23 protein-coding genes are annotated in these 24,228 nt (G+C 68.0%); 8 read left to right on the forward strand and 15 right to left on the reverse strand.

The genetic code is table 11. The features are described from left to right. Positions 1-71: 71 nt before the first annotated feature. Entirely contained in the window at positions 72-2,468 is a 2,397-nt protein-coding gene (locus HRU76_07820; protein ID QOJ17489.1) for a hypothetical protein, read from the forward strand. Positions 2,469-2,558: 90 nt separating this feature from the next. Here HRU76_07820 and HRU76_07825 read toward each other — a convergent pair whose 3' ends face one another. The 9 genes from HRU76_07825 to HRU76_07865 form a co-directional block, all read right to left on the reverse strand. Further along, positions 2,559-2,795 (reverse strand): HPr family phosphocarrier protein, encoded by a 237-nt coding sequence (locus HRU76_07825; protein ID QOJ17490.1) that lies wholly within the window; start codon positions 2,793-2,795, stop codon positions 2,559-2,561. Positions 2,796-2,914: 119 nt separating this feature from the next. Further along, positions 2,915-3,391, reverse strand: a complete 477-nt coding sequence (locus HRU76_07830) for a PTS sugar transporter subunit IIA (protein ID QOJ17491.1) — start codon at positions 3,389-3,391, stop codon at positions 2,915-2,917. Continuing rightward, on the reverse strand, positions 3,378-3,710 hold the full coding sequence (gene raiA / locus HRU76_07835) for a ribosome-associated translation inhibitor RaiA (protein ID QOJ17492.1): 333 nt from the start codon (positions 3,708-3,710) through the stop codon (positions 3,378-3,380). The genes HRU76_07830 and raiA overlap by 14 nt, the downstream gene beginning before the upstream one ends. A 37-nt stretch (positions 3,711-3,747) precedes the next feature. Further along, the gene (locus tag HRU76_07840; GenBank protein QOJ17493.1) at positions 3,748-4,674 is read right to left on the reverse strand and encodes a DUF502 domain-containing protein; all 927 of its coding nucleotides are present in this window, start codon (positions 4,672-4,674) and stop codon (positions 3,748-3,750) included. A 162-nt stretch (positions 4,675-4,836) separates the two neighbouring features. Beyond that, positions 4,837-6,258 (reverse strand): PDZ domain-containing protein, encoded by a 1,422-nt coding sequence (locus HRU76_07845; protein ID QOJ17494.1) that lies wholly within the window; start codon positions 6,256-6,258, stop codon positions 4,837-4,839. A 172-nt stretch (positions 6,259-6,430) separates the two neighbouring features. Beyond that, complete coding sequence (locus tag HRU76_07850) at positions 6,431-7,153, reverse strand: phosphoribosylglycinamide formyltransferase (GenBank protein ID QOJ19139.1); 723 nt, start codon at positions 7,151-7,153, stop codon at positions 6,431-6,433. Between the two features lie 11 nt (positions 7,154-7,164). Next, positions 7,165-7,581: an acyl-CoA thioesterase gene (locus HRU76_07855; GenBank protein ID QOJ17495.1), complete on the reverse strand. Its 417-nt coding sequence runs from the start codon at positions 7,579-7,581 to the stop codon at positions 7,165-7,167. Between the two features lie 97 nt (positions 7,582-7,678). Continuing rightward, a complete protein-coding gene (locus tag HRU76_07860; protein QOJ17496.1) occupies positions 7,679-8,404 on the reverse strand; it encodes a restriction endonuclease in 726 nt (241 codons plus the stop codon). A gap of 2 nt (positions 8,405-8,406) precedes the next feature. Next, on the reverse strand, positions 8,407-9,384 hold the full coding sequence (locus tag HRU76_07865; protein QOJ17497.1) for a site-specific DNA-methyltransferase: 978 nt from the start codon (positions 9,382-9,384) through the stop codon (positions 8,407-8,409). Between the two features lie 317 nt (positions 9,385-9,701). On the opposite strand from HRU76_07865, the gene HRU76_07870 reads away from it, so the two are divergent. Next, complete coding sequence (locus HRU76_07870) at positions 9,702-11,405, forward strand: methyltransferase domain-containing protein (GenBank protein QOJ17498.1); 1,704 nt, start codon at positions 9,702-9,704, stop codon at positions 11,403-11,405. Here HRU76_07870 and HRU76_07875 read toward each other — a convergent pair. Then, positions 11,288-12,973, reverse strand: a complete 1,686-nt coding sequence (locus HRU76_07875; protein QOJ17499.1) for a hypothetical protein — start codon at positions 12,971-12,973, stop codon at positions 11,288-11,290. The genes HRU76_07870 and HRU76_07875 overlap by 118 nt on opposite strands. 2 nt (positions 12,974-12,975) lie before the next feature. Here HRU76_07875 and HRU76_07880 point away from each other — a divergent pair, with 2 nt between their 5' ends. The 3 genes from HRU76_07880 to HRU76_07890 all read left to right on the forward strand — a co-directional run bounded on the left by HRU76_07880 (position 12,976) and on the right by HRU76_07890 (position 15,165). Further along, positions 12,976-13,701 (forward strand): sigma-70 family RNA polymerase sigma factor, encoded by a 726-nt coding sequence (locus tag HRU76_07880; protein ID QOJ17500.1) that lies wholly within the window; start codon positions 12,976-12,978, stop codon positions 13,699-13,701. Next, positions 13,698-13,943 carry a zf-HC2 domain-containing protein gene (locus tag HRU76_07885; GenBank protein ID QOJ17501.1) on the forward strand — a complete coding sequence of 82 codons (246 nt, stop codon included), beginning with the start codon at positions 13,698-13,700 and terminating at the stop codon, positions 13,941-13,943. The genes HRU76_07880 and HRU76_07885 overlap by 4 nt, the downstream gene beginning before the upstream one ends. Positions 13,944-14,046: 103 nt before the next feature. Next, positions 14,047-15,165 (forward strand): Nif3-like dinuclear metal center hexameric protein, encoded by a 1,119-nt coding sequence (locus HRU76_07890; GenBank protein QOJ17502.1) that lies wholly within the window; start codon positions 14,047-14,049, stop codon positions 15,163-15,165. A gap of 177 nt (positions 15,166-15,342) precedes the next feature. Here the strand turns inward: HRU76_07890 and HRU76_07895 are convergent, their stop codons facing one another. Then, positions 15,343-16,320 carry an SDR family oxidoreductase gene (locus HRU76_07895; GenBank protein ID QOJ17503.1) on the reverse strand — a complete coding sequence of 326 codons (978 nt, stop codon included), beginning with the start codon at positions 16,318-16,320 and terminating at the stop codon, positions 15,343-15,345. 217 nt (positions 16,321-16,537) lie between these two features. On the opposite strand from HRU76_07895, the gene HRU76_07900 reads away from it, so the two are divergent. Further along, the gene (locus tag HRU76_07900; protein ID QOJ17504.1) at positions 16,538-17,659 is read left to right on the forward strand and encodes an anhydro-N-acetylmuramic acid kinase; all 1,122 of its coding nucleotides are present in this window, start codon (positions 16,538-16,540) and stop codon (positions 17,657-17,659) included. Between the two features lie 94 nt (positions 17,660-17,753). Continuing rightward, positions 17,754-18,521, forward strand: a complete 768-nt coding sequence (locus HRU76_07905; protein QOJ17505.1) for a TerC family protein — start codon at positions 17,754-17,756, stop codon at positions 18,519-18,521. A gap of 103 nt (positions 18,522-18,624) precedes the next feature. On the opposite strand, the gene HRU76_07910 is transcribed toward HRU76_07905, so the two are convergent. The 3 genes from HRU76_07910 to HRU76_07920 all read right to left on the reverse strand — a co-directional run bounded on the left by HRU76_07910 (position 18,625) and on the right by HRU76_07920 (position 21,090). Then, positions 18,625-19,056, reverse strand: a complete 432-nt coding sequence (locus HRU76_07910; GenBank protein QOJ17506.1) for an Hsp20/alpha crystallin family protein — start codon at positions 19,054-19,056, stop codon at positions 18,625-18,627. 357 nt (positions 19,057-19,413) lie between these two features. Next, positions 19,414-19,746, reverse strand: a complete 333-nt coding sequence (locus tag HRU76_07915) for a hypothetical protein (GenBank protein ID QOJ17507.1) — start codon at positions 19,744-19,746, stop codon at positions 19,414-19,416. Between the two features lie 627 nt (positions 19,747-20,373). Beyond that, positions 20,374-21,090, reverse strand: a complete 717-nt coding sequence (locus tag HRU76_07920) for a hypothetical protein (GenBank protein QOJ17508.1) — start codon at positions 21,088-21,090, stop codon at positions 20,374-20,376. A 136-nt stretch (positions 21,091-21,226) separates the two neighbouring features. On the opposite strand from HRU76_07920, the gene HRU76_07925 reads away from it, so the two are divergent. Continuing rightward, complete coding sequence (locus HRU76_07925) at positions 21,227-22,351, forward strand: PA0069 family radical SAM protein (protein ID QOJ17509.1); 1,125 nt, start codon at positions 21,227-21,229, stop codon at positions 22,349-22,351. 38 nt (positions 22,352-22,389) lie between these two features. Here the strand turns inward: HRU76_07925 and HRU76_07930 are convergent, their stop codons facing one another. Further along, positions 22,390-24,216, reverse strand: a complete 1,827-nt coding sequence (locus HRU76_07930; GenBank protein QOJ17510.1) for a glutamate mutase L — start codon at positions 24,214-24,216, stop codon at positions 22,390-22,392. Positions 24,217-24,228: the final 12 nt, after the last annotated feature.

The raw sequence follows: 24,228 nt of genomic DNA on the forward strand, positions 1-24,228 counted from the left end.
TGTCGGCGGCGGTGAGGTACGATTCAGAGACTGACGGCTCGCTTTCAAGAGAAGACGATCGGAGCATCATCATGTGGCGCACTCGACTCGCAGCCGTGGCGTTGGCCGGTGGGGTTCTCGCGGTGGGCCTGCCTGGGACGGTGCTGGGTGCGGATGCTCCGGCGGCGGCGGCGTCGAAGCAGGATCGTTCGCGTCAGCCGACTCGTCCCGCGCGCGAGAGCGCGCCGCCGCAGCGGTCGTCGGATCAGGCGCGACAGCAGGAGCAGGCGCGTCAGCGTCAGGTCGAGCAGCAGCGAGCCGCCGAGCAGGCGCGTCAGCGTGAAGCGCAGCAGCGTGCGGCGGAGGATGCGAAGCGCCGCGCCGAGCAGGCCTCGCCGCCGTCGCGCGACCCGATCTCGCGTCCCGCGGACGAGGCCCGCAACCGTGTTCTCGACCAGCAGCGTGCGTCGGACCTGGCCCGGCAGCGCGAAGCGCAGCAGCGTGCGGCGGAGCAGCAGCGCGCCGCCGACGAGGCGAAGCGCCGCGCCGAGGAGCAGCAGGCCCGCCAGCGTCAGCTCGATCAGCAGCGTGCGTCGGATGAGGCGAGGCGGCGTCTGAATGATCCCGTGGTCGCGCCGCGCACGGAACCGTCGCCGCGGAACCTGCCGCCCACGCGGGTGGAGGGCGGGGATCGAACCGCGCCGCCCGGCGGCGATCCGATCGTGCGCGATCGCACACCGGTGCGGACGCCGCCCTCGTCGGTCAAGGAGCCCACGCTGGCGGAGCGGATTCGCGAGCTGGAGCGCCAGCAGGCGCAGGATCGTCTGCGGACGCCTGCGGCGTCGAAGGATCCCGCGGCGGGCGCGCCGCCTTCGACCGGCAGGCCGCCGGCGACCGTGGCGCCGCCTTCGGAGGGGCGCGACCCGGTGACCGGCGTGACGCCGCCTCGCGGGGCGCCTCAGGCCCCTCGCACGGGCGGCGACGATCCTGCGGGAGGCGGGCGCATCGTCATCACCCCCGGTCGCGGCAGCACGACGGATCGCGACCCCACGCGCGGCGGACCCGGCGCGGACCTGCCCGGGCGGGGCGACGTCAAGCCGTCTGACCCGGTGACGCGCGATCCGATCTCGCGTCCCCCGTCGACAGGCGGTCCAGCGACGCGCGATCCCATGACGCGAGAACCCGCGGCGGGTGGCTCGACGGGTCGGACGCCGATCACCGGCGCGCCGACGACGCGCGACCCGATCGCGTCGCGCAATCCCGTGGAGCTGCCGCGCACGCCCGCGTCCGGTCCGACGGGCGGGGGGCGATCGCCGATCGTTGATGATCGCAACCCCGTTCGCGGCGGCCCGTCGGTTGGGCTGCCATCGGGCGGCATGTCGCGCGACCCCGTCGTTCCGGGGCTGGGCAAGGATCCGGTCCATCCGGCGCGGCGGATTGATCGTGACGACTGGCAGGGCGGGCGAGACTGGCGGGATGATCGGTTCCACAAGGATCCGATCTACGCGCCGATCCGGCGCGCCGACTGGTGGCGGAACGACTGCCTGGATGATGACTCGTGGCGGTGGCGTCATCGGTCGGTTTATCACTCGCACGTGTGGTACGGGCATCGTGATTGGTGCGACCCGTGGCGCGACTACGACTGGTTCTGCCGCAGTTCGTCGTCGTGGTCATTCCGGTTCTCCTGGGGCGGCCACGGTTCGTGGTGGTCGATCGGCTACCGGAGCGGCTCGTGGTGCCCGCCGTCGTACGGCACGTACGTGGCGTGGCGGATTCACCGGCCCTCGTATCTCGTCTCCACGTGGTGCGCCCCGGCGTGGTACGACCACTACTGCGACTGGTACTACGGCCCGTGGTACCGTCCGTATACGCACGTGACGAAGATCGTGTACGAGACGAACTATTACACGGCGCCGTCAACTTTCGTGTCGTCATCCGGATCGCCGGGCGTGTCGCAGTACGCCTCGGGCACGTGGGACGGCGGCTTCTCCTCGCCCGCGGTGTACGAGGCGCCTCCCGCCGTGGCGGCGCAGGCGACGCTGGACGGCGCCTGGGAGCTGCTGGAGGGCGGGTTCCTGGTCGAGGCGCGCGAGGCGTTCGTCGAGGTCGGGTCGCTCTTCCCCTTCGAGGGCGGGCCGCAGATCGGCTACGCCATCGCGGCCGGGCTGCTGGGCGACCGCGACGCCTCCATCCACGCCATGCGCAAGGCGCTGCGCGATGAGCCGGGCTCGCTGTCGCGCGTGCCCGCCTCGCTGGCGATGCAGGTTCACGTGCGCTCGCTGCTGGATCGTCACGCGCTAGATCTGCGCGAGGGACGGGCCGACCGCGACACGCTGTTCATGCTGGCGTCGCTTCGGTACCTGGCCAACGAGCACGAGGCGGCGTACTTCGCCATCAACGAGGCGATCGACCAGGGCGACCAGGATCCGAGCACGCTGGCGCTGAAGGAGCTGCTGCGGGGCGCGTTGTTCGACCGGCTGTACCGGTGAACGGGTACCCCGAGCGCGGCGCGAGGGCGTGGTCTGATCGGCCGCACCCTCGTGGTCGCGGCTCATCGCCGGGGTGCGTTCGGGTCGCCGTCATTCCTCGTTGAAACCGCCCTTGATGAGTTCGGCGAGTTCCTGGAGGGCGGCGTCGGCGTCGTCGCCTTCGGCCTCGATGACCAGGGCGGTGCCTTGGGTGGCGGCGAGCATCATCACCTGCATGATCGACTTGCCGTCGAAGACCTCGTCGCCGTTGTCGGCGCGGCGCACGCGCACGTTGGCGTTGAAGCGCGAGGCCGTCTCCACGAACATCATCGCCGGTCTGGCGTGCATGCCCAGCCGGTTGGAGATGGTGACCGTGATGGAGGCCCTGGCGGCGATGGCGGTGCTCCGGCGTCATTCCGCGCATCGCCTGGCGGGGAGCGCGGGGCAAGGTGTGAATTCGAGGCGCCTCAGTGGCCCAGCTGCTTCTCGTCCGCCTCGACGAGCAGCGTGAGCACTTCCTCCGCGGTGCGGGCCTGCCGCAGGAAGGCGCGGAACGTGGCGTCGTTGAGGTTGCGGAAGATGAGCTGCATGGCGTCGATGTGTTCGTCGGGTCGATCGGCGGGGCTCAGGAGCAGGAAGATCGAGTGGACCGGCTTCTTGTCCAGGGCCCTGAAGTCCACGCCGCTGTGACTGACGGCGATGGCCACGCGGAGCTGCTTGACGCTCTTGTGCTTGACGTGGGGGATGGCCACGCCGTGCCCCAGGCCGGTGGTGGAGCGATCCTCGCGGTCGATGATGGCCTTGACGAACTCGTCGCGCATGGATGCGCTGACCACGCGGGCCTTGACCAGGGCGTCGATCATCTCACGGACGGCGTCATCGCGGGCCGTCGCGGCCAAGGCGGGCAGGACGGCCTCCTCGACCACGATCTCACGCAGCTTCATGCGGGTGGCTCCCAGACGTGTGCGAGTGCTTGTTGTCGCGCAGGCGGCTCTTGTGATCGCTCAGCTGCCTGATCGACTTGTCGATCGTCAGGTCGATGCAGGCGTAGAGATCGTGCTCGGTCATGCTGGCGACGAATGGCTGGTGATGCTCCACGTCGGTGAGAATCTCCACCTTGTAGCCGTTCTTCTGCTTGTCGATGAGGATATCCACCTGCTGGATGCGGTCGAAGTGGCGCAGGAGTTTCTCGCCCTTCCTCCGGGCGTACTCCTCGATCGCGGGGGTGAGGTCCATGTGGCGGGCGCTGATGTTGAACTGCATGAAGTCGAATCCTTGGTGTGGATGACGCGAAGACGTGTCACGTGGTCCGGTCGGGCGCCGCCGCGCCGCCGACCGGCGTGCTGCTCACCGGCGCGGGGGTCGGCGCCTGCTGCCCCGCGGGCAGCGACGCCGCGGTCGGCTCACCCGGCTCGGACGTCTGCTGATGGTGCGGCACCAGCACGCCGCCCGAGACGACGAAGCGCAGGGCCTCGTCGATGGTGATGGGCAGATCGTAGACCTCGCGGCGCGGGACGTTGATGGTGTACCCGGTGAAGGGGGTGGGTGAACTGGGGATGAAGACGGTGATGATCTCGTCGTGGGCCCGCTCCTGCACGGCGCGGAAGGTGCCGCCCGTCATCAGCCCGATCGACCAGATGCCCTTGCGCGGGTACTCCACCACCACCACGCGCTTGAACTCAATCTGCTTCTCCTGTCCGAAGAGAAAGTCCACCACCTGCTTGATGGATGGGTAGACCTGCTTGAAGACGGGCAGGGCGGTGATGGCGCGCTCGATGCGCCGGTAGATGCGCCGGCCGATGATGCCGCCCAGCAGCCGACCCGCGGTGTACACCGCGAGAATGGCCACGAGAATTCCGATCAGGTCCATCGAGCCGAGCCAGCTGCCGCGCCACCACTCCAGGATGTTGCGCTTGCGCAGCGCGACGACCACCTCCGCCTCGCTGGCGGGCTTGCGGCCCGTCTCGCGGATGCGCCGGGCGATCTCCGAATCGATCGCCTCTCGGGTGGGGTCGAACTTCTCCCGCATCGACTCGACATGCGGGGTCGCCTCGGCGATGGCCAGGCGGATGCCCTGATTGATGGGTTCGGCGATGGACGCCTGCACGAACTGGTAGGCCTTCACCACCAGCCACAGCGTCAGCACCGAGGGCAGCAGCACCACCAGCCCGCGGACGAAAAAGAGTTTGAAACCGGATGTCGACGTGCGGGAGGTTGGGTCGCTCATCGAACTGACGCCAGCATCCCTGGAACCGCGCCCGCCCACGGGTGCGGATCCGCGTGGACCCACGTCACCCGGCCGGCTGAAGCGCATCAAGTGTACGCGATCGCCTGTTGGCGTTCCATGATGCGCCGCGGTCCGACCACGCCGCGCACCGGGGGGAAACCCCTAGCGCAGGGGCCTGAGCGTCACCTGCGCCGCGTGGTATTCCGCCCCGCGCCGCACGCGCACCGTCACCACGTCGCCCACCTTGCGCCCGCCGATGACGGGCAGCAGCTCGAGGAACGACCGGGTGGGCTGCCCGTTGACGGAGACGATCACGTCGCCTGAGCGCAGGCCCGCCTCCTCGGCGCCGGAGCCGGGCAGCACGCGCACGATGAGCACCCCGTCGTTGCTGCCTTCCTGATCGAACTCGACGCCCAGCGAGGCGTCGCCCCGGCGCACCACGTCGTCCACCATCGGCTGCACGCGCACCCACTGCTTCCAGCGGCGCTCCACGTCCGCCAGCGGCTCGTTGAACACCGTCTCGAACGCTCTGGCCCCGGTGGGGTCGTCGTCGAAGGACTCGGTGTAGGCCCGGTACCACTCCGTCAGTTTGCGCCGCGCCAGCAGGAAGTGAAAGATCGACCGCGCCACCGGGTAGGTGTGCTCGGCCTGGTCCATGAAGGCGTCGCCGGACATGGCGAACAGGTCCGACCACGCGGGAAGCTGGTCGCGCTGCAGCAGGAACTTCACGATGTTGTGCCGCTGGTTGGGCAGGACGCGAAGGGTCTTGCCGTTGATGATCTCGTACGATTCGTACAGGCAGGCGATGCCCTCCTGAATCCAGATGGGGTGGCTCTGGCGCAGCCGCTCCATGTGCCCGTAGTGCATCAGGTGCGTGAACTCGTGACGCAGCATGATGCCGATATCGCGGGCCACCAGCCGCCGGCGCGGATGCTCGTAGATGCCGCCGATCTTGGCGTCGCGGATCAGCCGGGCCGAGTCCTCCGGCGTGGGCACGGCGATCAGGGTGTAGTAATCGGGCGGGGCCTCAAAGAGCACCGCCGCCAGGTGGTCCGCCTGCACCCGCAGCATGTCGCGCATCTCGGCGTGGGCCACCTCATCCAGCGCGGTGGCGAAGTTGAGCCGATGCTCGCGATCCGTCTCGTAGCGATAGCCGTTCTCGCCGAACTGGCGCCTGGCCCCCTCGAGCTGGCGCTCGGCGAAGCGGGTGAAGGCCTCGTCGCGGATGTCGAGAATCTGGCGGTAGACCGGATGCTCCCGCATGGCGTCGAGGTCGGGGTCGCGCTCCATGTGCGCGAAGTCCATGAACCCCGCCTGCACCGCCTTGAACAGTCGGTCGCTGGCCCGGTCCAGGTCGCCCAGGCGGCTCCACGCGCAGGCCGCGTTGTAGAGCACCACCGGGTCGTTGGGCGAGCTCTTCAGTTGCCGCTCCAGCAGGTCCGCCGCCTTGCGGTAATCGCGGGCGTCGAACGCCTTCTGCACCTGCTCCTCGAACGAGTCGGATGTGATCGGCTCCACCTGCGCCGCGACGCCGCGGGCGAGCAGGAGCACGACGAGCAGGAGCGTGGTGCGGAGAAGGGGCATGGGAGAGGAGAAGGACTGAGGACTGAGGACCGAGTGTGCGTGGTGGGGGTTGAGTTCCGGGCTCCAGGTTCACCGGCGAGGTGTCGGCTTTCGGCTACTTCCACTGCCGGGCGCCTGTCGCCACGCGCCTCGCTCCCCTCATCCTACTGACGCCCCGCACTGGCGTTGCCGGTCACATCCTACCGGCCTCGCGCGTCTCCGGCGGCAGGATGCTCACCCGCCGCCCCTCCACCCGCACGCGGCCGGCGGCGATCAGGGCCAGCGCCGCGGGATAGGCGATCTTCTCCTCCTCGAACACCCGCGCCGCCAGCGTGTCGGGGGTGTCCCCCTCCAGCACCGGGCAGCATCGCTGCAGCAGGATCGGCCCGTTGTCGTACACCTCGTCCACGAAGTGAACCGTACACCCCGACACCTTACACCCGTGAGCCAGCACCGCCTCGTGGACGTGGCGGCCGTACATGCCCTTGCCCCCGAACGAAGGCAGCAGGGCGGGGTGAATGTTCACGACCCGTCCCGCGAAGTCCGGGGGGATGGGCACGTGCCGGATGTACCCGGCGAGCACGACCAGATCGACCGATCCCCCCTTTGCCTGCCGCAGCGCGGCGAGGATCGCCTCATTGGCCCGCTCCACGGACCCGTGCCCCCCCGCGTGCGTGCGCGGGTCAATCACCCGTGTTTCCAACCCCCGCTCGCGGGCGCGGGCCACGCCGGGCAGATCCTCGCGCGAGGCGATGACCAGGTCGATCGAGGCGTGCAGGTCGCCTCGCCGGATCGCATCGTGCAGATTGATCAGCGTGCGCCCGCCCCCCCCGATGAGAACGCCCAGCCGCAGGGGCTGCCGGGGCTTCGACCGATCCTCCGCGCTCGTCGCACGGGCGGCGGCGTCCGCGGGCATCGAGGGGTGGGTCATGCGGTGATCCCCACCGTGGGCGGGCTGGAGAAGGGCACCGGCTGGCCGTGGGCATCCACCGACACCATCACCATGCGGGCGTGTGTGACATCGACCTCTTCGCCGGTCAGGTATCGCTCCGATCGCACCTGCACCTCCACGGTGACGGACGACCGCCCGGTGGCGATGGTGCGCGTGTTGAGGGACACCACGTCGCCCACGTGGATGGGGGCTTTGAACTCCACACGGTCGATGGCGACGGTGACCCATCGGTGCAGCCCGTGCTTGCGGGCCTCGATGAAGCCCGCCTGGTCGATGAACGAGAGGATCACGCCGCCGAACACCGTGCCGTACTGGTTGGTGTCGCGCGGCAGCATGATCGTCCGCAGAGCGTTGATGTAGGCAGGCGGACCGGAGTCGATCGGGTCGGGCATGGGGAATCGTAGACGGGGCGAACGCAGCCACATCCGGCCCGCCGCCTTCTCGGACAGCGTGACCTGAATCAGAAGCCAGTCGCCTGCGATCATGGCGTCAGTGGATCTCGCGGCGGATTGAGGAACCATGCGCCAGGAGCGGCGCGAGGAACTTGGCGAACGTCAATTCCGGATGGGGCTCGGTGTATGCCCCGTCCGCGACCGCTTCGACGTTTGACAGGAGGAAGCACGCACCGTCATACAACCGTTCGCGCAGAAGCTTCTCGATCAGGATCGCGGAGCGATCGCGGTACGAAGCGCCGCGGAACTCAGAAAAGACCTTGAAGTGCGGCTCAGCGACCTTCACGGGCGATCGCGACCGCTCGCAGTCCTCGAGAAGCATCAGGTAGCCGAGGAAAGGTCGTGACGATGGCTTGAACGCGCCTTCGCGATACGCCGCCCAGATGTCCGCGGCGCTGCCGATCGCTTCCTCGGTTCGATTGTTGAAGTTGTTGCCGAACGAAGGCCCGATCTGCGACTTGAACTCGACCGCCGCGAGAAGCTCGCCCTCGTGAACAATGACCAGATCCCACTGCTTTTCCGCGCGGAACCAGCCCGGGAGTTCAATCCGCTTGTCGATGGCGATGCTCGCCTCGGGGACATTCGCGTCGATGAGCCGTCGGCGGACGAGCCGGACGAAGCCATCCATCTGCTTGCCCCCGGTGACGGCGGCACGCGCTCCCCGGTCGAGATCGACTCCGCCGCCCTGCTTCGACGATTGACGCTGGCGCGTTTGCCAGAAATGGCGGACGGCGGCGCGAATGTCCTGTTCAAGATCCAGCATGTTCACGCGATCCGCGACCTGATCCGATGGGTGAGGTACAGGTCCGCGCCGGCGGCGGCAATCCGCCTGTGAGCAATGTCCATGTAGATCGGATCGAGCTCGATGCCGATGCTGTTTCGTCCCCAGGCCGCGCAGGCGAGATTGGTCGTGCCGGTGCCCATGAACGGATCCAGCACGACGTCGCCGACGAACGAGAACATGCGAACCAAGCGTTCGGCGAATTCGACCGGAAAGGGCGCGGGGTGCTTCGGGTGCGAAGTGCCCCGCACGTCAGACCAGATCTGCCGGAACCATGTCTGGTAGTTCTCGGCGCTGATGATGCTCAGCAGTCGCTCCGCGTGAGTCGGACTGCGGTAGCCGCCCGGCTTGCGCTGCATCAGCACGAACTCGACGTCGTTCTTGATGACGGCGTTGGGTTCGTATGGTTTGCCGAGAAATCCACCGCCGCCTCCGACTTCGTAGTTCGCGTTGGCGATCTTGTACCAGATGATCGGCGCGAGGTTGTCGAATCCGATGGCCTTGCACCGCTCCTGGATTGTGGCGTGCAGTGGGACCACGGTGTGGCGGCCGTTGTTCTTCCGTCGTGACAGGCACACGTCGCCGACATTGATGATGAGCCGACCCCCGGGAACGAGGGCTCGGTAGCAGTTGGACCAGACGGCGTCGAGGCCATCCATGAACTCGTGATAGTCCGCGACATGGCCCAGCTGGTCGTCGTGTTCGTTGTAGCGCTTCAGCGTCCAGTAGGGAGGCGATGTGACCACCAGGTGAACGGACCCGGGTTCAAGGGAGGACGCTGATCGAGCGTCGCCGAGGATCAGTTCGTGATTCGTGGCGCGGCGGCGCACCACCGCCTCGATGCGCTGCAAGGCGCGTTCATCGCGCGCAAGACGAGGAATGATGTCGTCGGGATTCCCATCACCGACATACTCGGCGAGGAGCGACAACTCCGTGTCCGTGGGCGGGATCGCGCGAATCATGAGTCGGGCTCACCCATGGCGCGACTCGGCGAGCCGGTTGCGGGCGTGATGGGACGAACTGATCGTTCTGAGGGCACGGTCGAAGTCCGGGAGTACAAGGCATCGCGGCCGCGTGTTGTTGATTGACGCCAGCGTGGAAATTGCGGCGATGAGGTCGAGGCGGCCAGTCGTTCCCGTTCGTGTAGCGGGTTGCTCCCATGTGGTGAGGTCACCGTACAGGACAGCCCCCGAACAGTCAAGTCATGCGAAGGGTGCTCGTCGACAGCCGCGCACTGCGGCATTGCATACGGAGGCGCGACTGCGCCGATGATCTTCTCATGCCTCCCGCCCCCCGTCTCTCCATCCTCATCCCCAACTTCAACAACGGCCGCTTGAGTTCGCGGGATGGCTCGATTGATTTCATCGGCGACCTGCTCCAGTCGCTGGCCGACACCCTCAGGCACGATCCCACGCCCGTGGAGATTCTCGTGCTGGACGACGGCTCGACGGATGATTCGCTGGCGACCTGCCGGGCCTGGGCGGCGAAGACCTGGAGCGACGTGGGGGGATGGCGCGGCGACGCGGAGGCCCATCGCGGCGAACCCTTCCTGCGCCTCATCGAACGCCCCCACTCAGGCGTCCTGAGCATCAACGCCAACCTGCTCACCCGCGAGGCGCGGGGTGAGTTCTGCGCCCGGCTGGATGGCGATATCGTCATCCACACGATGAGCTGGGCCCGGCGGCTGTGCGCGGCGTTCGACAGCGGCCCGCCCGACCTGGGCGTCATCGGCCCCAAGCAACTCACGCCCGAGGGCTGGGTCCACGCCGCGGGGGACTGGATTCTCCACCCGCGCGGGTATCACCACATCGCGGCGGGCGCGCACCGCGACGCCGTCACGCGGGCGATGGAAGTCGATCATGTCATGGGCTGCTTCTACTGCCACCGCAGGCGCGTGTGGGAGGAGGTGGGGGGGTACGACGAGACCTTCCTGCGCGGACAGACCATCGACTTCGGCCTGATGGCCCGGCTCAGGGGCTGGCGGGCGTTCTTCACGCCGGACATCGAGTTCACCCACAGGCACGTGCTGCGCAAAGCCCGCAACACCACGGCGGACACGACGGGCGGCATCGACAAGTCACTCCTGCGCTTCGAGGAGAAGTGGGGATTCTCGCGGCTCGCGCCGGACCTGGATGTGGTGGCGGCCAAGTACAAGGGCACGCCGCTGCTGTGGAACGCCAAGGTGTTCGGCCCCCGCGTGGACCTGCCGGTGAAGGCGAATGCGGGCGGGGGGAGCGGATTGACGGTGGAGCAGACGGAGTGGAAGCGGTTTGCGTCCGACGCGGGGTACCAGGAGGCGGTGAAATCGCGGCTGGCGCTGCTGGGAGCGGCGCGGGCCGCCGCAAGGCCGCCTGCGCGCGAGCGGCCCACCGTGGTGCATCTCTACGGGCGGGCGGGGCTGCTGTGCCACCTGCTGGCGAAGGAGGGCGTCAGCGCCATCGGCATCGACCCCGACCCGCAGCACGTGGCCCTGGCGCGGCGCATCACGGCGCGCGAGACGTACCCCGCGGCCAGGCCGGTCTTTCACGTGCAGACGGGGCCGTGCGCCCTGCCGCTGGCGGATGGGTCGGCGGACATCGTGCTGCTGCCCAACGTGCTGGAATACCACCACAACCCCGTGGGGCTGCTCAAGGAAGTTCATCGCGTGCTGGCCCCCGGAAGCGCGGGGGGCGTGGGTGGGGTGGTGGCGATCCTCGCTCTCAAGCGGACGGTTCCGTTCGACCTGGAAGGTGATTCGACGAGCTGCTTCCGACCCCACGAACTGGCGCAGCTGCTCAAGCAGTCCCGGCTCTTCGACCTGTATTCGATGGAGGGCTACCAGCCCCCGGCGGGGATGACCCACGCGGTGGCGGTGCGGAAGGCGACTCAATCCGGCGCGTCGCCGGTCGATCCCGCGCCCCCGGCGCCCCCGGCGGCGTCGGCCCCCCCGGCGCCCCCGGCGGAACCCAAGCCGCTGGCCGTGGAAGTCGTGTCGATCGCGTAGACGGCCCGACCGGGGTCAAAGCGCAACCGGCGGCTGAGGATGACGCGGAGCGCATCGAGCGCCTCGAAGTGCAGCAGCACGGCGCGGGCGTCGCCGCCCACGGGGCGGCCGAGTGGCGCCGCCAGCGGGGGCGCGAAGCGCTCCAGCAGCCACGAGCGCCACTGCACCGCCCACGTCGCGTCGTCGAGCGACGGGCGCGACGTGAGCGCGGCGAGCGCCCGCGAGTCGCCCGCCAGCAGCGCGCACGCCACGATGTCCGGTCGCGGCTCGGCGTGACCCGCGCCGCTGCCCGGAGCCATCGCCAGGGCGAGCCGCTCGGCATCCACCGCGGACCCCCCGCGCCCCCGCGCCGCGGCGAGCCATGCGAAGTCCATGAGGGCCTTCACCTCGGATACATCCTCGCGCGCCGCGGCCTGCTCCAGGGCTTCGAGCGGCCCGCCTTTCAGCGCCGCCAGCAGCGCGCCGGCCCGCTTGAAGTCGTCGTTGAAGTCGGCGAGCCATGTCGCCGCGAGCGCGCGGGCGTCGAGGTCATCCAGCAGCCGCTCCGCCAGCAGGGCGGCGGCGAGGACCGAGCCGTCCGTCTCGCGCGGGTCGGCGGCGAGCAGACGCCGTGCGGGCACGGGCAGGATTCGTTCCGGCACGCGCCACGCGGCCAGTCGGCGGAGCGTCGGCGGCTGCGACTCGTCGCGCAGAACGAGCCAGGCCGCCTCACCGTCACGTTCGGGATCGCGGGCCTGCAGCACGCGCCGAGCCAGCACATCGCCCGCCTCGGCTCGTTGTTCGAGGAATGAGCGTACGCGACGATCGGTGCCGGCGCGGAGCAGGTAGGCGATCGGCAGCTGCGGCCCGTGCGGCGTGTCCGCCGCCGCCAGAATCGGCGAGCAATCGTGCGGCGAGAGCATGCCGTGCGCGAACAGCCGCGCTTCCAGCACATCGAGCGGTTCGTTCGATCGCGCGGGGAAGTCCGGCTTGCCGACGCGAGGCAGGAAGACGCGAGCCAGCCAGGCGAAGCGCTGCACACGCGGCGACGAATCCGCCGTGGCGAGGTAGGCGTATTCGGCGGCTTCCTGAGCCGGCGCCCACGCCAGCGCCGCCCGCAGACCCGTGAAGCGCACGGCCTCATCCGCGCTCTGCGCCAGGGCGTCGAACACCGCCGCCACGCGAGGCGGGCTGGCGTCCAGCGGACAGGTCTCCATGCGCGTGGCGGCCTGATGCTGCGCGGCCATGTCGCCATGCAGGGCGTGGTGCTCCAGCTCGCGCAGGATCAGCGGCGCGGGCGTCGAATCCCACGACCAGCGGCCCGCGAGGGCCAGCCGCTCGGCGGCGTCGAGCACCGCGTCGTCGGCGGCGCGGTCCAGCAGGGCGAAGACCTCATCCAGCGACGCCAGGATGCGGGGCTGTTCGACCGGGGACATGAGCCGGTCCCACGCGGCCCGGCGCGCTTCCGCGTCATCGCTGGCGACCGCCCGGATTGCCTGCGCATCGAGCCATCGTGGCACGAGGAGCCACGCCGCAACGCCCCCGGAAATCAGGGCGAGCACTCCCGTGATGACCCAGCGCCGAAGCATCGATGGAGCGTACGCCGGTGGGACCGACCGCGCCCGGAGGCGGGGGAACGGAATACCCTGTGCGGGTTGTCGGTGCGTCGTCCGCACGCTCACCCGATCCTCGGTCCTCCATCCCTTCCACCGTGCCACCCGTTGAACTCGAACAGGATGAACGCGACCTGATCGACGCCCTCAAGCGGGGCGACGAGCAGGCGTTCGAGCAGCTGGTCCGCGACCACGCGGGGTATCTGCTGACGGTGGCGCGGCGGTTCATGCCCAACGAAGAGGACGCCCAGGACGCGGTGCAGGAGGCGTTTCTGGCCGCGTTCAAGTCGATCGGCAACTTCGAGGCGGCCAGCCGCCTGCGCACGTGGCTGCACCGGGTGGTGGTCAACGCCTGCCTGATGCGCCTGCGGTCGAAGTCGCGCCGACCGGAGCGGAGCATCGAGGATCTGCTGCCGCGCTTCGACGGCGAGGGTCATCGCCACGACCTGGCGCCGGTGTGGAACCTCTCGCCCTCCGAGGCGTCGGACCGGGCGGAGACGCGGGCGCTGATTCAGCAGGCCATCGGCGAGCTGCCGGAGGATTACCGTACCGTGCTGCTGCTGCGCGACATCGAAGGATTGAACACCCAGGCGGCGGCGGAAGTGTTGAACATCACTCCCGGCGCGGTGAAGATCCGCCTGCACAGGGCACGACTGGCGTTGCGTGAGCTCCTTGACGCGCACTTTCGCGGAGAAGCGGCATGAACTGCCGTGAGATGATCGACTTCCTGACGGCCTACGTCGAGGGCGACCTGCCCGAGGTCGAACGCGCCACCTTCGAGCGGCACATCGGTCAGTGCGCGCCGTGCAAGACGTACCTCGACTCATACCGCAAGGCGATCGAACTGGGCAAGGCGGCCTGCTGCTGCGGCAACCTGCCCACCTGCGATGACGTGCCGGAGTCGCTCATTCAGGCGATCCTGGCGGCCAGGCGGGCCGGCGCGTAAACGCATCCGCGGCGCATACCATCCGGTCGGCTTGCGGGGCGTCGGCGCCGTCGCGCCGGTTCTCAAGGACTGGTCGGCCCGCGGGTCGGCCGGGGGATCACGCATGAACGTCGGCGACGTCGTCCAGATGCTCGAAACCATCGCCCCGCCGCGCTTCGCCGAGCCGTGGGACAACGTGGGCCTGCTGGTGGGCGGGCGCGACTGGCGGGTCGAGCACGTCATGCTCACCATCGACCTGACCAGCGCGGTGCTGGATGAGGCGGTGAAGGACGGCGCGACGATGATCGTGGCCTATCACCCCCCGATCTTCGAGCCGCTCAAGTCAATCTCGGACCGTTCGCCGCGCGAACGCCTGGTGCTGGAGGCGGCCAGGCGCGGAATCGCCGTCTACAGCCCGCACACCGCGCTGGACGCCGCGCCGGGCGGAGTGAACGACTGGCTGGCGCAGGGGCTGGGCGCCGGGGACGTGCGCTCGCTCACGCCGCACGCTCATGTGCCCGCGTCGGAGGAAATGAAGATCATCACCTTCTGCCCGGCGGAGGCGGCGGATCGGCTGCGCACCGCGCTCTCCACCGTGGGCGCGGGTCGGATCGGTGAGTACGAGATGTGCTCCTTCGAGACGCCCGGCACGGGCACGTTCTTCGGCCGCGAAGCCGCCCGTCCCACCGTGGGCAAGCCGGGACAGCTGGAGCGCGTGAGCGAAGTGAAGCTGGAGATGGTCTGCCCCAGGCGGGCGCTGGCGCTGGCGGTGATGACGATCCGGCGGTTCCATCCTTACGAGGAGCCGCCCATCGAGATTCACGAACTCAAGCCGCGCCCGGACCGCACCACCGGGCAGGGGCGTCGCGTGGTGCTGGATCGTCCGGTGTCGTTGCGCACGCTGGTGGACCGCATCCGCGACACGGTGGGGAGCAAGCGGATTCTCGCGGCGGTGGGGGATGGCGCGCCCCGACAATACGACCGCATCGGGCTCTGCGCCGGGGCGGGCGGCTCGCTGCTGCACCTGGCCATCGACGAGGGCTGCCAGGTGTTCTTCACCGGCGAGATGCGCCACCACGATGTGCTGGCGGCGCAGGCGCGGGGCTGCACGGTGATTCTCGCGGGCCACACCAATACCGAACGCGGGTATCTCAAGATCCTTCGCAAGCGAATGCTCGAATCGCTGGGCGAGGCGGAGATCGTGCTGTCCAAGCGCGACGCGGACCCGCTGACGCTGATGTGACGGAACGACCATCGCGTGACGGATCAGCCGGCCCGGCGTCGTCGCGGCGCGAGCATCGACATGGCGTGACGATGCATGAGCGCCTCCCCCCATCCATCTGGCGGGCGAGCGCGGCGGAGCGATCCTTTCACGCGAAGCGCATGGCACCACGCATCGTCATCGACACAACGAAGAAGTTCAGTAGTTCGGCGTGGGAGGCCGGTACGCGGTGATGTCGATCGAGCGAAACCACGCCACGGTTTTCGCCAGCCCGTCGCGCAGGGGCACGCGCGGCTTCCAGCCCAGCACGGTCCCGGCCAGGGTGATGTCCGGTTGACGCTGCTGTGGATCATCTTCCGGCAATGGCCTGGCCGTGATGAGTCGTGACTTCGACCCGGTCAGCTCGACCACCTGCCGCGCCAGGTCGCGGATGGTGAACTCGTCCGGGTTGCCCAGGTTGATGGGTCCGGTGTGCTTCACGTCGTCGCGCATCATGGCGAGAATGCCGTCGATCAGATCATCGACATAGCAGAAGGAGCGGGTCTGCGAGCCGTCGCCGTAGAGCGTGATGTCCTGCCCGGCCAGCGCCTGGCGGATGAAGTTGCTCACCACGCGCCCGTCGTAGGGGTGCATGCGCGGGCCGTAGGTGTTGAAGATTCGCGCCACGCGGATGTCCACGCGGTTCTGCCGGTGGTAGTCGAACATCAGCGTCTCGGCGCAGCGCTTGCCCTCGTCGTAGCAGGCGCGCGGACCGATGGGGTTGACGTTGCCGCGGTAGGTTTCGGGCTGGGGGTGGCACTCGGGGGGCGGGTCGCCGTACACCTCGCTGGTGCTGGCGTGAAAGACGCGGGCCTTGACGCGCTTGGCCAGCCCGAGCACGTTGATGGCGCCCAGCACGCTGGTCTTGGTGGTCTTGATGGGGTTGTACTGGTAGTGGCCCGGCGCCGCGGGGCAGGCCATGTTGTAGATCTCATCCACTTCGAGGAAGAAGGGATGCGTCACGTCGTGGCGGATCAGTTCGAAGTTGGGTTTGCCCAGCAGGTGGGCGATGTTGGACTTCTGGCTGGTGAAGAAGTTGTCGAGGCAGATGACATCGTGCCCCGCCGCCACGAGCCGGTCACAGAGATGCGACCCGAGGAACCCCGCGCCGCCGGTGATGAGGATGCGTTTGATCATGGATGGGTCCAGGGGCGGGTGGGGTGGAAAGTTCCGGGTTCCAGGTTCCGAGTTCTGAAGCTCCGTCGCGCTGTCCTGTGACCTCTGACCTCTTCCGCTTCCGCTCTCCGTGTCCCGCGTGGCTCGGTGGTCGCCTCGGACTTCGTTGCGGAGCGCCCACGAGGATAGGGGAAGTCGTCCGCTGGAAGAAACCCGCTCGCGTGCCAAGTATCACGGCATGACGAACCCCGAGGACGATGTCCGCACCGTGGTCGGCACCATGACGGGCACGAGCATCGACGGGATCGACGCAGCCATGGCCCGCATCATCGGTCGGGGTCTGGGTCTGCGCGCGGAGCTGGTCAAGCACACCTCCGGCTCCCTCGGTCCGCTGGCGCCGCAGTTGCGCAACGCGGCGATGCAGCAGCCGATGACCACCGGCGACCTGGCGACGATGGCGTGGGAGTTCGGACGCATCCATGCGGACGTGATCGCCTCGATGCTCGAGCCGGGCGAGAAGATCGACCTGATCGCCATTCACGGACAGACGGTGTTTCACGACCCGCCGATCTCATGGCAGCTGCTCAACCCCGCGCCGATCGCGCACCAGTTCGGCTGCCCGGTGGTGAGTTCGCTGCGACAGGCGGACCTGGCGGCGGGCGGGCAGGGCGCGCCGCTCACGCCGCTGGCCGACTGGGTGCTCTTCCGCGATGCGCATCGCAGCCGGGCCATTCTCAATCTGGGCGGATTCTGCAACGTCTCGATTCTGCCCCCCTCGAACAACACGCACGATACGGGGGGCATCCAGGGCTACGACATCTGCGCCTGCAACCAGGTGCTCAACGCGGTGGCGCGGGTGGCGCTCGACCAGCCCTATGACGAGGACGGCCAGGCGGCGATGGCCGGGACAATCCACGAGGAACTCTGCACGTCACTGTACGAGACGCTGGCCCGCCAGCGCGAGCCGGGGCTGTCGCTGGGCACGGGCGATGAAACCGTGGACTGGGTGGTCACGCACGCCAAGGACGTGGCGCCCAATGATCTGGCCGCCACCGCGACCATGGCGGTGGCGCTGTGCATCGGGCACGAGGTCAACCGGGCGCGCGTGGATGAAGTCATCGTGGCCGGCGGCAGCGCCAGAAACAAGGCCCTGATGACCGCGCTGCAGAAGTCGCTGGATGCGCCGGTCCGGCTGAGCGATGAACTGGGCGTGCCCGTGAGCATCCGCGAGGCGTTCTGCATGACGGTGCTCGGAGCGCTCTGCGCCGACGGCGTGCCCATCACCCTGCCGCAGGTGACCGGCTGCGACACGCCGCCCCCGGTGGCTGGCATGTGGTCGATGCCGTTCGGGTGGCTGTGAGTCGAGTCGCCCGGAGCCGTTGCCTGTACGTCATCAGGTCCTGGTATCCTCCCGTGGGCCGGTCTGGTTCACCGTTGGCGCGGGAGCAATCGACGTGGAACACCTGCTGACGCTTGAGAATCTCGCCGCCCTGCTCACGCTGGCGGGGCTCGAGATCGTGCTGGGCATCGACAACATCGTCTTCATTTCCATTCTGGCGGCGAAACTGCCGCCCGAACGCCAGCAGCGCGCCCGCACCATCGGGCTGCTGCTGGCGATGGTGATGCGCATCGCCCTGCTGCTGGCGATCACGTGGGTGATGGGGCTGACCAGGACGCTCTTTACGCTTCCGTTCTTCAGTCCGGGCGAAGCCACGGAGATCTCCGGGCGCGACCTGATCCTCATCGTGGGCGGGGCGTTTCTCATCGCCAAGGCCACCCACGAGATTCACGACAAGCTGGAGGGTTCGCACGAGACGCTGCACCAGCCCAAAGCCAGCGCGCGCTTCCCGTCCGTCATCGCGCAGATCATCATGATGGACCTGATCTTTTCGCTCGACTCAGTCATCACCGCGGTCGGCATGGTGAAGGCGCCCAAGGGCGAGTCGCTCTTCGGGCCGATCGCCATCATGGTGACGGCGATCGTGATCTCGATCGTGGTGATGCTGCTCTTCGCGGGCGCCATCGGGCGCTTCATCGAGCGCCACCCCACCACGAAGATGCTGGCGCTCTCCTTCCTGCTGATGATCGGCGTGATGCTGGCGGCGGACGGCTTCGGCCAGCACATTCCCAAGGGGTACATCTACTCCGCGATGGCCTTTTCACTGTTTGTGGAACTGCTGAACCTGCGCGTGAAGAAACTGCAGGAACGGCGCGGAAGTTGATGCATGAGCCGCGACCATGAGGGAGCAGAAGTGCATCGCTCTCGCCGCCGTTGAGGCGACGAGAGCGATCACAGGCGGGACGCCTGCGCCACTGGGACGTGGATCACTTGATGGCGATCTGCTTGGGCTTGGCGGACTCCGCCTGCGGGATGGTGATCTTCAGCACGCCGTCCTTCAGTTCAGCGGTGGCCTTGTCGAACGCCACGCTCTTGGGCAGGGCGACGGTGCGGCTGACGGAGCCGACGCGCCGCTCACGCCGGTAGTAACGGCCTTCCTGCGACTCCTTCGACTCTTCCTTGCGGGCGTCGATGGTCAGCATGCCGTCGTGCATCTTGATGTCGATCTGGTCCTTGCTGAAGCCGGGCAGCGAGGCCGTCACGACCACGTCGCCGTTCACATCTTCGATATCCACGGCCAGCGCCTCGGAGGCGTCGAACGGCACCTCGATGGCGCGGAAGAACGGGTCGTTGACGAAGGCGTTCATGAACTGACGGAGCGGACGATCGAGCGTGCTGGAACGGGTGATCTCGAACATGGTGCATCCTCCTGTTGACTGGGTTCCACGGGGTGACGTCGAGCGCCCCGGCAGTGAGGATGCAGAATTCGTGCCAGACGCCGATGCGAGGCCCGGTGTCTGCGGGCAGCGCCGTGACGACGGGCGAGGGCGATCGTCTGCCGATTTGGCAACCTCTCCCGCGTGGGCGTGTCAGGATGGCGAGCCGGTCGGCCCTTCCGGATGATTGCTGAGACCGCGGAATCCCGGGCGTTCGGGCCCTGATCTTTGATGCCTCGATCCTGGTCAGAAAAGCCGGGGGCGACCCCGCGGGCCGCCCCCGGCCTGATGCATCACGGCAGCCGTGGCCGCAACGCTCAATCGGGTCGCGGCGTCATGTCAGGGCGACGTGGTCACATCCACCCGCGTGGCGATGCGGCCCTCGTGCTTCACCACCGCAGTGTGGCCCTTCTTGAGGGCCTCCTCGCGCTTCGCCTCCTTGCCGTTGATCGTGAAGACCGTCTTCTCGTTGATGACGATCGTCATGTCAGCGTCGGCGTGGCGGATCTGGAAGTAGTTCTTCTCCAGGTCCACCTTCACGATCTCGCCGGAGGCCTCGTCGATGAAGGGCATCGACAGCACCGGACCGGGGAGCGTGGCGGCCGCGTGCGCGACCGGAGCGAGAAACGCCAGCGAAAACACGCCGATGGTGGTGGGCATCCGATTCCTCATGATTGTCTCCTTCTGATGGTCCCGGGCGGACGCCGCGCCGGTGCGCGACGTTCGCCCCCGGCCCGATCACGATGCGACGATCGGGCCGACGCAGGAGAGAGCTCACGCCATCCCACGCCACATGGGGCCATCGACGAGTGCGTCGCTTGGGGTGGGGAGGGCCGGGAGTCGGACGGTGTCCCGCAGGACGCTGCCGGGCGCCGCATGAAGTGACCATCAGTCACGGCGACGCGAGTTCGGCCAACATGGAAGTCCGTTCATCCGACGCGCTCCCCGCCACGAGGCGTGTGAGGATGGCGTGCGTTGAGTGACTCTCCTGTCGATGCCCAACACTACGTCGAACGGTTTCCGCCGGTTCCGGGTCGCGCGTCCCCGTCTCATCACCCACCCCCGTTTTTGGGGTACAGGCGGGGGTCAGCCGCGTTTTTGACCCCGTGAACGGGGGTCGGTTTTTTGTCATGTTTGCAGGATGATCGGGGGAACAGACCACGACCAAGCCGCGGTCGAACGCCCGGATGGTTGTGCCGTCGCGTCCAATCGCCCGCGGCGAGATTCGGGCTCTTCGTCCCACGCGCGCCTTGATGGGGATCGCGGTGTGAATCACTCACTTCGTGGTTGCCTGGCGGATCAATGATCTTCCTGGCAGCCGTCCAGCGTGACCGTGAGCGCCTTGGTGTCCTCGTCGTAGTCCATGTCGAAATAGAGGCGCCAGGTGGTGCCCGCGCCCATCGAGGGCTGGTCGATGTAGGCCTTCCACGCCTTCGAGCTGGGGTCCATGTGGACCTTGTGCTGGCTGAAGTTCGGCTCCCAGCCCTTGCCCATGGCGGTCTTGCCCACGTACTCGTAGTTCTTGGGCTTGTTCATTTCGCCCAGCAGGTGCTTGAGGTCTTCCTTGATCTTGGCGGGCGGGTTGCCCACGCCGCCGGTGATCTTCACCTTGGCGGGATGCGCGCCTTTCTTGAGTCCCTCCTCGCCGCCCTTGTCGGGCTTGTAGCCGACCCGCTTGGTGGGATCGCTCTTGGCCGGGGCGGCGAAGTCGATCTTGCCCTTGTGCTCGTGCTTGCCGGTCTCGACCGTCAGGTCATGCACGCCAAGGCCCGTGGCGGTCATCTGCTTGACGGTCACGTCATCCTTGAACTTCTTGACGGCGGGGACATTCTCCACCAGCGCCTTGATGAGCGCCTTGTCCTTCCATTCCGCGGGTTTGGCGAAACCGTCGTTGACGGTGAGATCCTCATCCGCCACTTCGAGAGTGATCGTCTTGCCCTTGAAGACCTTCTGCAGGTAGTCCTCGTCCTTGTCGGAGAGATCGGCGGAGGCGAGCGAAAGGTAGACCTTGCCCATGACGCGGTGCTCCTGCGGGGGTGATTCGTGGAGGGGTTGATCCTACCACGGCGAGGTGAGCGACGTGATGGGTGGTCGGCGCCGAAGGCCGACCGCCCCTTGACGCTCCTGACAATGTTCGTACAATGTTCGGTATATGGACACCGAGGACTACGCCTACCGCGACGCCCTGCCGCGCGGGCCGGCTCATCGACGCGGCGCAGGGCTGAACCCCGGAAACCGCTTCGAGGATGTGCGGCTGCACATTCTGGGCGAGGAGCTCGACCGCCAATGGATCGAGTGCGAGAACGTGGACGGCTCGCCGCACCGCGTCGAGCGCACGGTATACCTTGATCGAACCAAGCACATCCTCAACCGCGTCGCGCCCACGTCCGATGTGCCTTTCGACTGGACGCTCAACCCCTACCGCGGCTGTGAGCACGGCTGCGTGTACTGCTTCGCCCGGCCTTACCACGAGTATCTTGGCTTTAGTTGCGGGCTGGACTTCGAGACGAAGATTCTCGCCAAGCCCGATGCGCCGGACCTGCTGCGGCGGGAACTCGCCTCGCCCAAGTGGAAGCCGGAGCCGATCGTCATGTCGGCCATCACCGACATCTACCAGCCCATCGAGCACCGCATGAGAATCTCGCGCCGCTGCCTGGAAGTGCTGGCGGAGTGCGGGCAGCCCGTCTCCACCATGACCAAGAGCGCGCTGGTGCTGCGCGACACCGACCTGTGGTCGCGGCTGGCCGGGATGAACGCGGGGCGCGTGATCGTCACGCTGGTCACGCTGGATGCGGACCTGGCGAAGGCCCTGGAGCCGCGAGCCACGCTGCCGGCGGGGCGGCTGCGGATCATCCGAGAACTGACGGCGGCGGGCGTGCCCGTGTCGGTGAACGTGGCCCCGGTCATTCCGGGTCTGACCGATGTGGAAGTGCCGAGAATTCTCGAAGCGGTGGCCGAGGCCGGCGCCCGACGCGCCGCCTGGGTGCTGCTGCGGCTGCCGTATCAGTTGAAGGACCTGTTCCTCGACTGGCTCAAGCGCTGCGTCCACCCTGACCGCGCCCGCAAGGTGGAGTCGCTGATCCGCCAGTCGCGCGGCGGGAAACTCTACGAGGCGGCGGTGAACCGGGGCCGCGGCCGCGGACCGATCGTGGAGCAGATCGCGCAGACGTTCGACGTGTTCACGCGGAAGTACGGGCTGAACCGGAACATCCGGCCGCTCTCCACGGCCCACTTCCGAAGGCCGGAGGCGCAGGGGCAGGGGCGGCTGTTCGGGTGAGCGATGGATGGCGGGGTCAATACAGCGAATTTTCCGATTCACCCGCCCGGATACAGATCCAGCGCCTTCACCCACGCGCTCATCGTCTTCTGGCACTCGGCCCGGCCCTCGGGCAGACGCAGCGGGCGGCCCCGGGCATCGAGGATCAGGCCCACAGTGCCGCCCTTGGCCATTTTCTCCACGCGCTTGCCCGGGCCGGCTCCGAAGTCGAAGCCCTTGGCCGGCTCGATGGCGACTTTCACGGTCTGGCCCTCGGCCAGCGGAATGAGTTTGAGATCGCCGAAGAGCATTTCGCCGGAAACCGCCGGTGAGCCGGGGCTGGCGCCGATCTCGTAGGAGAAGCAGGGCTTGCCCGCTTTCCCCTCGCCCTTGGCGGCGATGCAGGTGCCCAGGTAGATCAGGCAGTCACGCTCGAACACTTCCAGCGAGGCCTTGGGGTGGACCTCGGCCAGCACCCCCAGGTGGGGCATCATGAAGATCGAGTCCTTGGCGAGGGTGGTGAAGCCCTCCGGCTCAAAGGAGTCGATGAGCATCATGGCCGTCTGGTGCATGCGCGGAGCGTGGGAGAGCACGCCGCCCGAGGCGACCAGCAGGTCGAGCTTCATGTTGTCCACGATGGTCTGGCCGCTGCTGGCCTGCGTGAAGGTGTCGCCCACGGTGCGCTGCTGCTGCACGCCCTTGAGGGTGGTGGCGAACTCCTTGTGCTGGATGTACGCCAGCCGCAGCGCCTCGCGGGCCACGGCCTGCTCGAAGATGAGCGCCTCGCGCGTCTGCGGGATCGTCGTCGGGCGGATCATCTTGTTCTTGACGCGGTTTCGCAGCTCGCGCTCGTCCATGTCGAAATGGACCCAGCGCAGCACGTTGGCCATGCCCGCCTCGGCGCAGACGTTGGAGATCGAGTACGACATGCCCAGGTTGGCGGAGACGGTGCGGTTGAAGGTCTCCTCGAAGACGGAGAAGACGTCGGTCGTCGCGCCGCCGATATCGACGCCCACCACGTTGATGCCCTGCATGCGGGCGATGGTCTGCAGGATGTTGCCCACGGCGCCGGGGGTCGGCATGATGGGCGCATGCGTCCACGCCATGAGCTTGTCGTAGCCGGGGGCGTGGGCCATCACGTGCTCGAGGAAGAGGTCGTGAATGGCGTCGCGGGCCGGGCCGAGGTTCTCGCGCTCCAGCACGGGGCGCAGGTTCTCGACCATCTTCAGCTCCACACCCTCATCAAAGGTGCGGGCGATGGCCTCGCGGGCGTCGGTGTTGCCCGCGTAGATGAGCGGCATGGTGTACCGCGCGCCGAAGCGCGGCTGGGGCTTGGCGGGGGCGATCAACTCCGCCAGTTGGACGACCTGCGTGGTGTTGCCGCCGTCGGTCCCGCCGGAGACGAGGATCATGTCCGGCCGCAGGTCGCGGATTCGCTGAATCTGCTCGTGCGGGCGGCGCTTGTCGTTGCTGGCGATCACGTCCATCACGATCGCCCCTGCGCCCAGCGCGGCCCGCTTGGCGCTCTCGGCGGTCATCTGCCGCACCACGCCGGCGACCAGCATCTGCAAACCGCCGCCCGCGGAGGAGGTGGAGATGTAGATGTCCGACCCCACGTTGCCTTTGGCGGGGTGAATGAGCCGGCCGTTCTCATCGATGAACTTGCGCCCGGAGAGGTCTTCCAGCTCCTGCACCGAGTTGAGCACGCCGATGGTGACGTTGGCGAAGGGTTCCTCGACGGTGGTGGGCGCCTCGCCGCGATGGGTCTGGCGATAGTGCCCATCCACGTACTGGATGAGGATGGCCTTGGTGGTGGTCGATCCGCAGTCGGTGGCGAGGATGACCTTGATGGCGTCGGGGTTGACGTTCGGCGATGGGTGGGACATGGGGGAGGCGAG

Source organism: Phycisphaeraceae bacterium (genome assembly GCA_015709595.1).
Taxonomy (GTDB): Bacteria; Planctomycetota; Phycisphaerae; order Phycisphaerales; family SM1A02; genus CAADGA01.

Coding starts and splice junctions, on each gene's coding strand:
- HRU76_07915 (QOJ17507.1), bottom strand. CDS start 19,746: ATGAGGAATCGGATGCCCACCACCATCGGCGTGTTTTCGCTGGCGTTT.
- HRU76_07895 (QOJ17503.1), bottom strand. CDS start 16,320: ATGATCAAACGCATCCTCATCACCGGCGGCGCGGGGTTCCTCGGGTCG.
- HRU76_07830 (QOJ17491.1), bottom strand. CDS start 3,391: ATGAAGCTGCGTGAGATCGTGGTCGAGGAGGCCGTCCTGCCCGCCTTG.
- HRU76_07870 (QOJ17498.1), top strand. CDS start 9,702: ATGCCTCCCGCCCCCCGTCTCTCCATCCTCATCCCCAACTTCAACAAC.
- HRU76_07885 (QOJ17501.1), top strand. CDS start 13,698: ATGAACTGCCGTGAGATGATCGACTTCCTGACGGCCTACGTCGAGGGC.
- HRU76_07820 (QOJ17489.1), top strand. CDS start 72: ATGTGGCGCACTCGACTCGCAGCCGTGGCGTTGGCCGGTGGGGTTCTC.
- HRU76_07875 (QOJ17499.1), bottom strand. CDS start 12,973: ATGCTTCGGCGCTGGGTCATCACGGGAGTGCTCGCCCTGATTTCCGGG.
- HRU76_07850 (QOJ19139.1), bottom strand. CDS start 7,153: ATGCCCGCGGACGCCGCCGCCCGTGCGACGAGCGCGGAGGATCGGTCG.
- HRU76_07900 (QOJ17504.1), top strand. CDS start 16,538: ATGACGAACCCCGAGGACGATGTCCGCACCGTGGTCGGCACCATGACG.
- HRU76_07840 (QOJ17493.1), bottom strand. CDS start 4,674: ATGAGCGACCCAACCTCCCGCACGTCGACATCCGGTTTCAAACTCTTT.
- HRU76_07845 (QOJ17494.1), bottom strand. CDS start 6,258: ATGCCCCTTCTCCGCACCACGCTCCTGCTCGTCGTGCTCCTGCTCGCC.
- raiA (QOJ17492.1), bottom strand. CDS start 3,710: ATGCAGTTCAACATCAGCGCCCGCCACATGGACCTCACCCCCGCGATC.
- HRU76_07855 (QOJ17495.1), bottom strand. CDS start 7,581: ATGCCCGACCCGATCGACTCCGGTCCGCCTGCCTACATCAACGCTCTG.
- HRU76_07825 (QOJ17490.1), bottom strand. CDS start 2,795: ATGCACGCCAGACCGGCGATGATGTTCGTGGAGACGGCCTCGCGCTTC.
- HRU76_07910 (QOJ17506.1), bottom strand. CDS start 19,056: ATGTTCGAGATCACCCGTTCCAGCACGCTCGATCGTCCGCTCCGTCAG.
- HRU76_07920 (QOJ17508.1), bottom strand. CDS start 21,090: ATGGGCAAGGTCTACCTTTCGCTCGCCTCCGCCGATCTCTCCGACAAG.
- HRU76_07930 (QOJ17510.1), bottom strand. CDS start 24,216: ATGTCCCACCCATCGCCGAACGTCAACCCCGACGCCATCAAGGTCATC.
- HRU76_07865 (QOJ17497.1), bottom strand. CDS start 9,384: ATGATTCGCGCGATCCCGCCCACGGACACGGAGTTGTCGCTCCTCGCC.
- HRU76_07860 (QOJ17496.1), bottom strand. CDS start 8,404: ATGCTGGATCTTGAACAGGACATTCGCGCCGCCGTCCGCCATTTCTGG.
- HRU76_07925 (QOJ17509.1), top strand. CDS start 21,227: ATGGACACCGAGGACTACGCCTACCGCGACGCCCTGCCGCGCGGGCCG.
- HRU76_07880 (QOJ17500.1), top strand. CDS start 12,976: ATGGAGCGTACGCCGGTGGGACCGACCGCGCCCGGAGGCGGGGGAACG.
- HRU76_07890 (QOJ17502.1), top strand. CDS start 14,047: ATGAACGTCGGCGACGTCGTCCAGATGCTCGAAACCATCGCCCCGCCG.